Genomic DNA, 12,905 nt, shown 5'->3' with positions numbered 1-12,905 from the left:
CATTTCTAAGAACACTGACGAAATGTCTTATCTGTAATAATCCTTGCAAAGATCAATCCAAGAGGCAACGCCATAATAATAAGAAAAGCTTCTGTAAACCAATAAGCACCAGTATTGATCGAGGTAATACCAATATTGTAAATTGCCCGATACAAATATAATCCAGGGACCATAATAACAATTGAAGGAACCGTCAGAGAGATTCGAGGATAACCAATCGAAGTCTTGATCATAGATGCCAGAAGCCCGGCAAGCAAAGCACCAAGGAATGCAGCCGCAGCTGGTGGAAAAGAAGCAAGATCAACAAGTTCCAGACGAGTTGTATTTGCAATCGCTCCGATTAAACCTGCGGTAGCGGCAAGTCGTAAAGGGCTGTTAAACATTACAGAGAATCCTAACACTCCGAAGAAGCTTGCGATCAATCGGAAGATCAGGTACTGGAATTTGCTAAGGTCAAGAGGAAGGAAATCCATTGGTTTCAAATGAAGCACCAAAGCAAGCATCCATGCTGCCAAAGTTGCAACAGAGATAATAATGATCGCATATGTTAAACGTTCCAGTCCAGATCTCATATCTAGTTTCGCAAGGTCAATTCCACTTGTGATAAATGGAAATCCTGGAATAATAAAAAGCATGGAACAGATATATCCAGCTTGATGGTGTATCGAAACATCAAATCCAGATTTTAATGCCATGAATGAAATTGTGTATACAACACATGCCAAAGCAACGCTTGCAGCGGTGCATAGGAATAAAGTCAAATGATGCTGATTCATTTTCGCTCGAAGATAATTTCCGGCACCGGCACCTAAGAATGCACAAAACATCTCAGTCGGACCACCACCAAGCAAAAAGGTAAATGCGCAACATGCAACTGCCGCAGCTAATCCAAGAAATGGTGGGGAATAAAATCCATGGATTTCATGAATCTGATCAAGAAGGGTGTGAAGCTCATCTCCAGACATTTTCTTGCAGTTTGTAGCAAATTTGTTAACAAATAGTTCCATCCGATAAAGTTTTGATGTATTGACACCTGTATTAAACAGACATAAAGATTCTGTATAACAATCACCACCAGCAATGCAGGTATATTCAATTGATAATAAACCAATATCGGCAGTACATGTAATTCCAAGCTCTCTGGCAAGTGTGTTCATAGAACTGCGTACTCTCCAGGCTCCGGTTCCACATGACAAAAGCATAATTCCGGTACGGCCGATGATCGAGGCTTTTTCACTTAATGAGGCTTCTGTGATCGGATGTCCGAGGCTTTTTCTCGTATAATCATGCCATGGTATCCGCATATGATTATGAAATTCTTCTTCCATATAATATTACACCTCCGAGTCCATAAGAATTTCCAACAATTTCTTTCCAGCAGTTCCGATAGGTCTGGTGGAATCGGTAATAAGGCAGATATCTCGAGGATTTGCATGTTCTTTCACAGAAATTTCCACGACTTCTCCGCGCTTTATAGAATCCTTAGCAAGAGTTTCTGGACAAAAACCAATTCCAAGATCGTGCTGCACTAGTGATAAGATCTGGTTTGTCGTAGCAGTCTCCATATCTGGAGAAAATACCAATTGATTCTGGTAAAAATATTTTTCATAAAAGTTTCTGGTTGCAGTTCCTTCATTCAATGAAATAAATGGAAAATCCTGCAGATCACGAAGTCTTTTTGGAGAAAATCCAATATCCTTATAAGAAGGACCACCAATCAAAATATCGCGAAAAGAACAAAGTTGTTGAGACTGTAGTGGATGTTCACAATATAATGGAGTTGTTACAATGCTGAAATCAACAAATCCCTTTCGTAAAGCTTTAATTGCCTGTGGTGTTGAATGGTTGGAAATTTTTAACTTAATATGTGGATAAAGTTTATGAAATTTCTCTAATTTTGGCAATAAAAGCAAGTGAAGAGCGGTTTCACTTACTCCTATCGTTACTGTTCCAGATTTTAAATTCTTTGTTCGATTCAATTCATCATTTCCAGAGGAAATCTGTTGAATTGCAATTGCTACATGTGCATAAAGCTGTTCTCCTTCTGGCGTAAGTTTGATTCCACGATGGGAACGAATAAATAAAGTACAGCCTAATTCACTTTCCATAATATTCATGCAGCGAGTGATATTCGGTTGGTTATTGTGTAAGATTTTTGCAGCTTTTGAAAAGCTTTTATATTTCGCAACAAAATAAAATATACGATAATAATCAAAAGGCATGATTTCAATCTCCTTGTTATATAAAATTTGTATGTTGATGATATGATATATATATTTTACATATCTTTCTTACTAAAGTATAATACAGTTGATGAAAAAGTCAAGAAAGGGATGATCAGCGTGGAAACAATTTTTCCAAGAGAAGAAAACGCAGAGCACATATTTGAAAAGATTTTGGAAAACGAAGATGCTTGCGAACGACTACGAGAGTTATTTTATGAAGAGTTTGCCAACAGTGGAAATCGTAATCTTTCGGAAAAACAATTTGTGAAAGCCCTGTTTGATGCATATCAAAACAGAGATTTGTCCGCTTTCTTGATGGAAATCTGCGGAAATAGTATGTTTGATCTGCTGAGAAATGCTTTTTTGATTCCAATAAGATTTAATGACAAAGGAGTGATAAATCCGGTAAGATTAACAGATTCAGAAGGAGAATTGATCAAACAGATAAAAGTAAACAAACAGATTTCATCAAAACAATACAAAATGTATAAGCAAATTTTAAATCAGGCAGATGATATTCCTGATTATGAGATTTGTCTTGCATATGGATTCCGTGAAAAACATGATTATAGACAAAGAAATGAGATCAATACCATGAAGATCGGAGAACATATTGGAATTCTTTTATTATTTAAACTTCCAAAAGAAGTAGAAGAAAATATTAAAGACAATGAAGTCTACAGCATTGTATGGGATTTTATGATGAGACTGGAAGAACAATTACCAAGAGCGTTCATGTATTATGGTATAATGGATGAAAACAAATTTGAACAACCAAGCAGCGAAATCGGTATTTTCCTTCCTTTCCGTCACTTTGAACACCAACTAGAGAAAAACATCGAACAGGCCAATGGTATTGGACTGGGATGCAGAGAACGAATCCTGTCAATGATCAAATAGAAAGGAACTATCTCATTCATAGTTACCAATAGTAGTAGTCATAAAAGACATCGCATGAAATTATCGTGCGGTGTCTTTTATGTTATTGGATAAAAATAATAAAGCATATTGACATTTTAAAAAAAGTGACATACAATATTATTGTATTAAGGAAGTAATACAATAATACAATGAGAAGGAAGGAGTAGTATGAGTTGGAAGATAGATGATGGACGGCCAATCTGGACACAGCTCAAGGAACAGATGATCAAGAGGATCGTATCAGGAATCTATTCAAGTGGAGAGAAACTGCCAAGTGTTAGGGATCTAGCAGGAGAAGCAGGGGTGAATCCCAATACGATGCAACGAGCATTATCAGCCCTTGATCAGGATGGTTTAACGATCACCAACCGAACAAGCGGACGATGTGTCACAGAAGATATAGCGAAGATAGAAGAATGCCGGAAAGACATCGCACACAGAATCGTAAAACAATATATTAGGGATTTAGAGGAACTTGGATACAATAAGGAAGATGCAGTCGCATTGATCGGAAAGGAAGAGGAAGAATGAAGGATTTGAATTTAATAGAATTAACCAATTTAGAGAAAAGGTACGGAAAGAAAGAAGCCCTGAATGGGGTGAATTTAACAATAGGGCGAGGAAAGATCATCGGACTTCTAGGACCGAATGGAGCTGGGAAGACAACACTGATCAAGTTATTAAATGGGTTGTTACAGCCAACGTCAGGTGAGATCAAAGTGAACGGCAAAGCACCAGGTGTGGATAGCAAGAAGATCATCAGTTATCTGCCAGATAAGATGTATTTTGCAGACTGGATGAAGATTTCAGATTTAATGAATTTCTTTGAAGATTTCTATGAAGATTTTGACCGTAAGAAAGCAGAGGCAATGTGTGAGATATTAAAGATCAATCCAGAAGCCAAGATCAAAAGCTTATCCAAAGGAAATAAAGAGAAAGTTCAGTTAGTTCTGGTAATGTGTAGAAAAGCAGAACTCTATTTACTGGATGAACCAATCGCAGGAGTTGATCCTGCAGCCAGGGATTTTATCTTAGATACGATCTTAAACAATTACAATGAGGAAGGAACAGTGATCATTTCCACACATCTGATCGCAGATATCGAGAAGATCATGGACGAGGTTATTTTTATCAAAGAAGGAAGCATCGTTACATACAAATCAGCCGATGACTTAAGAGAAGAAAGCGGCAAATCTATCGATGCCCTGTTTCGTGAGATATTTCATACGGATGTATACAGAGGAGGGGACGAAGCATGTTAGGCAAATTAATTAAGTATGATCTGAAAGCATTAGCAAAGATTTTAGCACCATTATGGGGTGTACTTTTAGTGATGGGAATCATCTTTGGAATTAGCATTCGTTCCAACCTTGAGGGAATTGGAAATACGATGATCGTATTCAGTCTTGTTGTTATTGTTGCAGTGATCGTTGCGATTTTTGTCGTGAACGTGATCATTGTGATCCAGCGGTTCTGGAAAGGATTGCTTCAAGAAGAAGGATATTTAATGTTTACATTGCCAGTTACAACAAGAAGCCTGATCTTATCGAAAGTGATCAGTGCATTGATCATCAGTTGTGGAACTGCTTTTGTGATCTCTTTATTAGGGGTAGAGATCATAGCGATCAGTCCAGTAAAACTTATGGATACCGCAACGTATTTTGGAAATTGGGTCATCAAAGTACACGCAGGACCATGGATCGGATATGGAGCAATCATAGCGGTGGTAAGTCTGCTAAGCAGTATTTATCATGTATACGCAGCAATGGTGATCGGACAGCTGAGCAACGGCAATCGATTCCTGTTTGCATTTGTGGCATATGCAGCATTATCAATCATTGTATCACTTATTGGAATTCCAACAATGGAAAGTTTAGGAAATATGGGTTCAAACCTGCAGAACGCATTTGGATTTGACAGTGATCTGTGGATCTATCTTGTAGAGAATATTGTGATCATTGTTATTTATCATATCATTACAGAAGTGATATTAACAAAGAAATTGAACTTAGAGTAGAAAAAGAGAAAATACAATGAGAAGATGGGAACATATGTTAAGAAAGTTGATCAAATATTAATATAATAATATAAAAAGGTGCTACCGATGACGGTTTAGCTGATTAATATAAGTTTTATAGACCGCTTACTTTCTCAGAGTAGGGCGGTCTTTTTTTGTCTTGGCATCAAGAAAAATAATGGATAACAACAAAGAACAGATATGCATAAGGAATTTAATGAATTCCAAAACATACCTGTTCTTTATGAAGTCATTGTCATACAACTGTTCATCTTGTGATATACTAAATATAATAGAAAGAAAAGGAGGAACAACCTATGCGAATGTACGATCTCATATTAAAAAAACGACAGGGCAATGTCTTGACAAAAGATGAAATAGATTGGATGATCCGTGAATATACAGATGGGAGGATCCCAGATTATCAGATGTCTGCGATGATGATGGCGATTTGTTTTCAGGGGCTTGATAAGGAAGAAACTTATGAGCTTACGATGGCAATGGCACAAAGTGGTGAGATGTTAGATCTGTCAGGAATTAAAGGCATTAAGGTAGATAAACATAGTACTGGAGGAGTTGGAGATAAGACTTCTCTTGCATTGACTCCGATCGTTGCATCTCTTGGAATTCCTGTGGCGAAGATGTCTGGACGTGGACTTGGACATACGGGCGGCACGATTGATAAACTTGAAAGTATTCCAGGATTTTCAACGCAGTTGACAGATGAACAATTTGAAGAACAGGTAAACTCTATAGGTGTTTCCATTATGGGACAGACAAAGAATCTGGCACCTGCGGATAAGCTTTTGTATGCATTGAGAGATGTGACAGCGACAGTGGATCAGATTTCTTTGATTGCAAGCAGTATTATGAGTAAGAAACTGGCAGCTGGTGCAGATGCAATCTTGTTAGATGTGAAAACTGGCAGTGGGGCATTTATGAAAGAAAAATCAGAAGCTGTGAAATTAGCACAGGAGATGGTTGATATCGGGAAAAGTGCTGGAAGAAAGATGACAGCAGTGATCACGAATATGGATGAACCACTTGGAATGGCAGTTGGGAATATTCTGGAGGTTAAGGAAGCGATTGATACGCTGAAAGGAAATGGACCAGAAGATTTCACGGAACTGGTAGAAACACTAGCCTCTCATATGCTGATGCTTGGAGGTGTTGCAGAGAAATTTGATGACGCAGTATCCATGGTAAGAACTACGATCAGAGATGGAAAGGCACTTGCAAAATTTAAACAGTTTGTGGCTGCACAGGGCGGTGATACAAGATATATAGATCATCCAGAACTGTTTGAACAGGCACATGTAATAGAAGAAATACGCTCAGAACAAGAAGGATTTGTTGAACATATTAACGCACAGGAGATAGGAATCTGTTCATTGATCCTTGGTGGTGGAAGAGAGACGAAAGACAGTCAGATCGATCCGACAGTTGGATTAGTATTTTCAAAGAAAGTTGCAGATCCAGTGAAGAAAGGAGATTTGCTGGCAACGATTTATGGAAATGAAGAGGAGAAAGTCAGACAGGCAGTGAAACATTTTAAAGAAAATTTCCATATAGCAAAGGATCAGCTAGAGAAACCACAGATGATCAAACAAGTATTATCTTAAATCAAATTGCATAAAATGATTAAAAAGGAAAATATCTGTGAACAAATGGAGACTTTGCATCATTTTATTTTGCATGTTATCAATCATACAGACAGGTTGTCTTAGAAAAAAAGAAAATGGAGAACAGGAGAAAGTCACGTATGTAGTATGTACAAGAAATGTAGTTCCGGAGGAACTTGGAAAGTTGATCGACCAGGAGAAGAAGAAAACTTTTCATTTTACATATACAACAGGAGACTTTACTTATTATGTCATAGGTTACGGAAGACAGCCAGGGAGTGGATATAAGATCAAAGTAAAAGAATTTACACAGGATCAGTCACATATTTATATTGATACAACACTGATCGGGGTTACAAAAGAGCACCAGAGAAAGGGAATATCTTATCCATATATCATATTAAAAAGCCAATTTTACGAAAAAGATGTAATTTTTCACTAAAATTATAAAAAGTTTAGAATAGTTTTATTGATTTATAAAATCAGAAAACATATAATGGTGCTTATGAATCAAAGGAGGAGCTGACATTTGAATAATCAACAGAATAATAAAAATGATAAGAATGACAAAGATAACAAGAAGAGAAATGCCAAGTATTTAGCTGTTTTTCTTGTAGTTTCTATTCTTGGAACAATCTTTTTCAATTCCATCATAACAAAATGGAGAAATGGAACCGAGACAACGATTTCATACAATAAATTTGTCACAATGGTTGACAAGGATCAAGTAAAGAGTGTAAAAGTAACAGACAATCAGTTAAAAGTGATACCAAAGAAAGAGGGAAATCCTTTTTACAAAACAACTTACACAGTACAGAGAATCAGTGGTGATTATGAACTGGTTAATCGTCTGATCAAGAGTAAGATCGCATTTGAGCAGGAACCAGAAGATCCGATGGATACATTCTTATCCGTAGCGATCAGTTTGATCCCTACTTTACTGATCTTTGGATTCCTTGTTATGATGATGCGCAGAAGCAGCGGTATGATGGGAGTTGGAAAGTCCAATGCAAAAGTATATGTTGAGAAGAAGACGGGCGTGACATTTGCAGATGTTGCAGGTCAGGGTGAAGCGAAGGAAACACTGACAGAGATGGTTGATTTTCTCCATCACCCAGAACGGTATACAGAGATTGGTGCGAAGCTTCCAAAAGGTGCATTGCTTGTAGGACCTCCGGGAACTGGTAAGACATTGCTTGCAAAAGCTGTAGCTGGTGAGGCAGGAGTACCATTCTTTTCACTTTCCGGGTCTGATTTCGTAGAGATGTTCGTCGGAGTTGGTGCATCAAGAGTCCGTGATTTATTTAAACAGGCACAGCAGATGGCACCATGTATCATTTTCATCGACGAGATCGATGCGATCGGTAAGAGCCGTGACAACGGTATGCATGGTGGAGGAAATGACGAACGTGAACAGACACTGAATGCCTTATTAGCAGAGATGGATGGTTTTGATACATCCAAAGGTATCATTATCCTTGCAGCTACAAACCGTCCAGAAGTTTTGGATAAAGCCCTTCTTCGTCCAGGACGTTTTGACCGTCGAGTTATCGTAGAACGTCCAGACTTAAAGGGAAGAATTGAGACATTAAAAGTACATGCCAAAGACGTTAAGATGGATGAGACTGTTGACTTTGAAGAAATCGCATTAGCAACAAGCGGAGCTGTAGGATCTGATCTTGCAAATATGATCAACGAAGCAGCCCTAGGAGCTGTCAAAGCCGGAAGAAAAGCTGTTTCACAGAAGGATTTATTTGAGGCGGTTGAAGTTGTCATCGCTGGTAAAGAGAAGAAAGACAGAATCCTTGGTGATGAAGAGAAACAGATCGTTGCATACCATGAGGTTGGACATGCATTGGTTATGGCATTACAGAAAGAATCAGAGCCAGTACAGAAGATCACCATCGTGCCTCGTACAATGGGAGCACTTGGATATACAATGCAGCGTCCAGAAGAAGAAAAATATCTGAATAAGAAAGACGAGATGTTAGCAGATCTTGTAGCATTTTTCGGTGGACGTGCTGCAGAAGAAGTGAAATTCAACACGATCACAACTGGAGCTTCCAATGATATCGAACGTGCAACAGCGATCGCGAGAGCAATGGTTACACAGTACGGTATGTCAGAAGAATTTGGTCTGATTGGACTGGAATCTATCACAAACCGATATCTTGACGGACGTGCCGTTATGAACTGTGCAGAGACAACAGCAGCCAAGGTTGACGAAGTTGTCATGAAGATGTTAAAAGAAGCTTACGCTAAAGCAGTCACATATATTCGTGAAAATATGGACATTCTTGACGAAGCAGCGCAGTTTTTGATCAAGCGTGAGACGATCACAGGAAAAGAATTTATGGAAATCTTCAATAAATACAAGAATCCGGAAAAAGAGTCTGAGAAAAATGTATCAGAGACAATGGAAAAAGATGTAGAAACTGAAAAAAATACTCAGGAAAATGTTGAAGTTTCTGAGACTAAGACAGACGAAGTGAATACATCAACATTTAACACAGGATATGCTCAATGGGTTGAAGATGATGACGATGAAGAATAATTCGTCAGAATTCATAGAAAACAAAATGCAAATACAACAAGAAAATGCGGAGACGATCAATAGAAAGTCTCCGCATTTTTTCCATATAGCTGATATAAAAGGATGCCAAAGATAAAGTTTTCAAGCTGCGCAGTCCATGCAATTAAAATTTTACATAGATTTAACACTACTCAACTTGAAAATAAGTTAAAATAAAACTGTTGTAAAAAATAAGTGAAAAAAATGTAAAACAACAAAAGGAGAAAGAAAAGTGAGCAGTACAAACATTTTAGGTCTGCTAGGAGGATTAGCATTATTCCTTTATGGTATGCAGATGATGAGTAACGGACTGGAATCCGTTGCTGGAAATAAAATGAAAGACATTTTGGAAAAACTGACATCTAACAGATTTTTAGGAATTATCGTAGGAGCTCTGATCACAGCTGTGATCCAGTCATCTTCAGCGACAACAGTTATGGTCGTAGGATTTGTAAATTCTGGAATGATGACATTAAATCAGGCAGTATGGATCATCATGGGAGCTAATATTGGTACAACAATTACAGGACAGTTAATTGCTTTAGACGTTGGGGCTTTAGCACCATTGATCGCGTTTATTGGTGTAGCACTTGTTGTATTTTCAAAGAATGAAAAAGTACAGTTTGTTGGGGAAATCATCGCAGGACTTGGTATCTTATTTGTCGGAATGAATATGATGGGAGATGCAATGGTACCACTTCGTGAGTATCCACCATTTATCAACCTTATGACAAGATTCTCAAATCCATTGATCGGAATCATTGCAGGTATGATCTTTACAGCAGTGATCCAGTCATCTTCTGCATCTGTAGGTATCTTACAGGCACTGGCATTAAGTGGAATTATCAGTTTCCATGATGCAGCATTTGTATTATTTGGACAGAATATTGGTACATGTATCACAGCAATATTAGCATCCATTGGAACAGAGAGAAGTGCAAAGAGAGCAACGATCATCCATTTAAGTTTCAATATCATTGGAACAGCAATCTTTACAGTGCTATGTCTGATCACACCAATCACAGATTATGTGGCAGCATTTAGTGGAAGCAGTATTACAAAACAGATTGCGAATATGCATACATTATTTAATATCAGTACAACAATCCTTCTGATTCCATTTGGAAATTATCTTGCAAAACTTGCAACAAAGATCCTTCCAGAGAAAGAGGAAGAAAAAGAACATCACAAACATTTAAAATACATCAAATCTGTTGATACAAGAGTTGATGCAACGTTCGGTACATCAGCGATCAACTTACAGAACCTAAGAAATGAGATTCAGAGAATGCTTGAGATGGCAAGAGTTAATGTAGATGAAAGTTTTGATGCATTTTTAGCAGGAAGCAGCAAATCGTTAGATGATGTAGATAAGAGAGAAGATTATATTGATTATCTGAATAAAGAAATTTCAAGAGCGGCAGCAAAAATGATGGCACATGAGGCGAATGTAAAAGCTTCAAAAAATATTGGATCTTATCTTGATATGACAAGCAATATTGAACGAATTGGAGATCATGCAGTTAATATTTGCGATTACACAAAGCTGATTGAAGAAAAACAGATCGTCTTTTCAGATTCAGCAAAACAACAGATGAAAGAAATGAAAATGATCTGTGAAAAGATGTTCCATAATATTTCCAAGAAACCGGATGATACACAGGCATGGCTTCAGAAAGTTCATGATTCAGAAAACTTTATTGATCAGAAGACAGAAGAGTTCTATGAAAGTCATTTGGAACGTATCAATAAAGGAGAATGTAACGACGAGGCATGTATTATTTTCTCAGAGATGTTAACAGACTTTGAGCGTATCGGAGATCATGCATGGAATGTTGCGAAACAGATGGCTAAGATCATCGAACGAGGATAGAAAGCAAATTCATAAAGAAGGACCTTCTTATTAAATTAAGAAGGTTCTTTTTTTTTATAGTAACTAGACTTGTTTCAAACAATACGTTATACTAAAAAGAGCGTTGAAAACAGGTGTGTAAAGGAGAAAAGAGTTATGGATTATATTTTAGCCCCATCAATTTTGTCAGCAGATTTTGCAAATCTTGGAGCTGATGTGAAAGAAGCTGTAGAAGCAGGTGCAAAATGGGTACACATTGATGTTATGGATGGAATGTTTGTACCTAATATTTCATTAGGATTTCCTGTGATCAAGTCTCTTCGCAAAGTTACAGATGCTGTGTTTGATGTGCATTTAATGATTGAAGAGCCAGGAAGATATATTGATGAATTTGCAGCAGTTGGAGCAGATGTGATCACACTTCATGCAGAAGCAACAAAACATCTTCACAGAACAATTCAGCAGGTAAAAGCAAAAGGATTGAAGGTAGGAGTATCCTTAAATCCAGCAACACCATTATCTGCATTAGATTATGTATTAGAAGATATCGACATGGTCCTGATCATGACAGTTAACCCAGGTTATGGCGGACAGTCTTATATCAATAAAATGGATGATAAGATTAAAGAATTAAGAAAAATCATCACAGAAAAAGGTCTGGATATTGATATTGAAGTAGATGGTGGAATTTCAGCGAAGAATATTGCACATGTAAAAGAATGTGGAGCAAATGTTTTCGTTGCAGGATCAGCCGTATTTAACGGAGACATCGCATCCAGCACAAAAGAAATTTTAAAAGCTATGGAGGCACAATAAAAATGAGTGAATGTAGTCATGACTGCAGCAGTTGTAGTTCAAACTGTTCAAGCAGAACACAGGAGAAGACAGATTTTCTTGAACCATTATATAGAGAAAGTAAAGTAAAGAAAGTTATTGGTATCGTCAGTGGAAAAGGTGGCGTAGGTAAATCAATGACAACTTCTCTTTTAGGAGTAGCAGCAATGAGAAAGGGATTGCACACAGCAATTCTTGATGCAGACGTAACAGGACCATCAATCCCACAGGCATTTGGACTTCATGAAAGATTACTAGGTAATGCAGAAGGAATTATTCTTCCAGCAATGACTAATTTTGGAATTGAAGTTGTATCTCTGAATCTGATGTTAGAAGAAGAGACACAGCCAGTTATCTGGAGAGGACCCGTTGTAGCAGATGTTGTCAAACAGTTCTGGGGTAAGACATTATGGAAAGACATTGACGTTATGTTTGTAGACATGCCACCAGGAACAGGAGAAGTTCCGCTAACAGTGTTCCAGTCTATTCCATTAGATGGAATCGTTGTAGTTGCAACACCACAGGAGCTGGTAGGAATGATCGTAGAGAAAGCTGTGAATATGGCCAATATGATGAATGTACCAGTGCTGGGACTTGTTGAGAATATGAGTTACATCAAATGTCCAGACTGTGGCAAAGAGATCAAAGTATTTGGGGACAGCCATATTGAAGAGATTTCAGAGAAATTTGATATCCCAGTGCTAGGCAAACTGCCAATCGATCCAAAACTAACAGAAGCATGCGATGCAGGGCTGATCGAAGATGTAGAGAATATCTATCTTGATGGCGTCATGGACATCATTTTATAAGAAGTATGTGAATACAGAGAAGGCATAGATTTATGTAATTTATGCCTTCTTTT

Annotated in this window: 12 protein-coding genes; 10 read left to right on the top strand and 2 right to left on the bottom strand. The window is 37.7% G+C overall.

Annotated elements, in window-relative coordinates; genetic code table 11:
* Positions 1-5: 5 nt before the first annotated feature.
* Both KE503_RS03670 and KE503_RS03665 read right to left on the bottom strand, forming a co-directional pair.
* Positions 6-1,328 carry a threonine/serine ThrE exporter family protein gene (locus tag KE503_RS03670; protein WP_212384504.1) on the bottom strand — a complete coding sequence of 441 codons (1,323 nt, stop codon included), beginning with the start codon at positions 1,326-1,328 and terminating at the stop codon, positions 6-8.
* Positions 1,329-1,334: 6 nt separating this feature from the next.
* A complete protein-coding gene (locus KE503_RS03665; protein WP_022374427.1) occupies positions 1,335-2,222 on the bottom strand; it encodes a LysR family transcriptional regulator in 888 nt (295 codons plus the stop codon).
* Positions 2,223-2,264: 42 nt separating this feature from the next.
* On the opposite strand from KE503_RS03665, the gene KE503_RS03660 reads away from it, so the two are divergent.
* The 10 genes from KE503_RS03660 to KE503_RS03615 all read left to right on the top strand — a co-directional run bounded on the left by KE503_RS03660 (position 2,265) and on the right by KE503_RS03615 (position 12,852).
* Positions 2,265-3,125 carry a DUF4866 domain-containing protein gene (locus KE503_RS03660; protein ID WP_022374426.1) on the top strand — a complete coding sequence of 287 codons (861 nt, stop codon included), beginning with the start codon at positions 2,265-2,267 and terminating at the stop codon, positions 3,123-3,125.
* Between the two features lie 189 nt (positions 3,126-3,314).
* Complete coding sequence (locus KE503_RS03655; RefSeq protein ID WP_117944040.1) at positions 3,315-3,677, top strand: GntR family transcriptional regulator; 363 nt, start codon at positions 3,315-3,317, stop codon at positions 3,675-3,677.
* The gene (locus KE503_RS03650; RefSeq protein ID WP_212384503.1) at positions 3,674-4,408 is read left to right on the top strand and encodes an ABC transporter ATP-binding protein; all 735 of its coding nucleotides are present in this window, start codon (positions 3,674-3,676) and stop codon (positions 4,406-4,408) included. The genes KE503_RS03655 and KE503_RS03650 overlap by 4 nt, the downstream gene beginning before the upstream one ends.
* Positions 4,402-5,163, top strand: a complete 762-nt coding sequence (locus KE503_RS03645; RefSeq protein ID WP_022374423.1) for a hypothetical protein — start codon at positions 4,402-4,404, stop codon at positions 5,161-5,163. The genes KE503_RS03650 and KE503_RS03645 overlap by 7 nt, the downstream gene beginning before the upstream one ends.
* 317 nt (positions 5,164-5,480) lie before the next feature.
* A complete protein-coding gene (locus KE503_RS03640) occupies positions 5,481-6,785 on the top strand; it encodes a pyrimidine-nucleoside phosphorylase (RefSeq protein ID WP_117944049.1) in 1,305 nt (434 codons plus the stop codon).
* 37 nt (positions 6,786-6,822) lie between these two features.
* Positions 6,823-7,227 carry a protease complex subunit PrcB family protein gene (locus tag KE503_RS03635; RefSeq protein ID WP_022374421.1) on the top strand — a complete coding sequence of 135 codons (405 nt, stop codon included), beginning with the start codon at positions 6,823-6,825 and terminating at the stop codon, positions 7,225-7,227.
* 87 nt (positions 7,228-7,314) lie between these two features.
* Positions 7,315-9,339, top strand: coding sequence for an ATP-dependent zinc metalloprotease FtsH (gene ftsH / locus KE503_RS03630; protein WP_212384502.1), 2,025 nt, complete (start codon positions 7,315-7,317; stop codon positions 9,337-9,339).
* Positions 9,340-9,589: 250 nt separating this feature from the next.
* Positions 9,590-11,230: a Na/Pi cotransporter family protein gene (locus tag KE503_RS03625; protein WP_022374419.1), complete on the top strand. Its 1,641-nt coding sequence runs from the start codon at positions 9,590-9,592 to the stop codon at positions 11,228-11,230.
* A gap of 135 nt (positions 11,231-11,365) precedes the next feature.
* Positions 11,366-12,025, top strand: a complete 660-nt coding sequence (rpe, locus tag KE503_RS03620; RefSeq protein ID WP_212384501.1) for a ribulose-phosphate 3-epimerase — start codon at positions 11,366-11,368, stop codon at positions 12,023-12,025.
* 2 nt (positions 12,026-12,027) lie between these two features.
* Positions 12,028-12,852 carry an Mrp/NBP35 family ATP-binding protein gene (locus KE503_RS03615; RefSeq protein WP_022374417.1) on the top strand — a complete coding sequence of 275 codons (825 nt, stop codon included), beginning with the start codon at positions 12,028-12,030 and terminating at the stop codon, positions 12,850-12,852.
* The last annotated feature ends 53 nt before the right edge of the window (positions 12,853-12,905 follow it).

It is taken from the genome of Anaerostipes sp. Marseille-Q3525 (assembly GCF_018223505.1).
Lineage (GTDB): Bacteria > Bacillota > Clostridia > Lachnospirales > Lachnospiraceae > Anaerostipes > Anaerostipes amylophilus.
The sequence above is the reverse complement of the archived record's forward strand: the minus strand, read 5'-3'. Positions and strand labels throughout refer to the sequence as shown.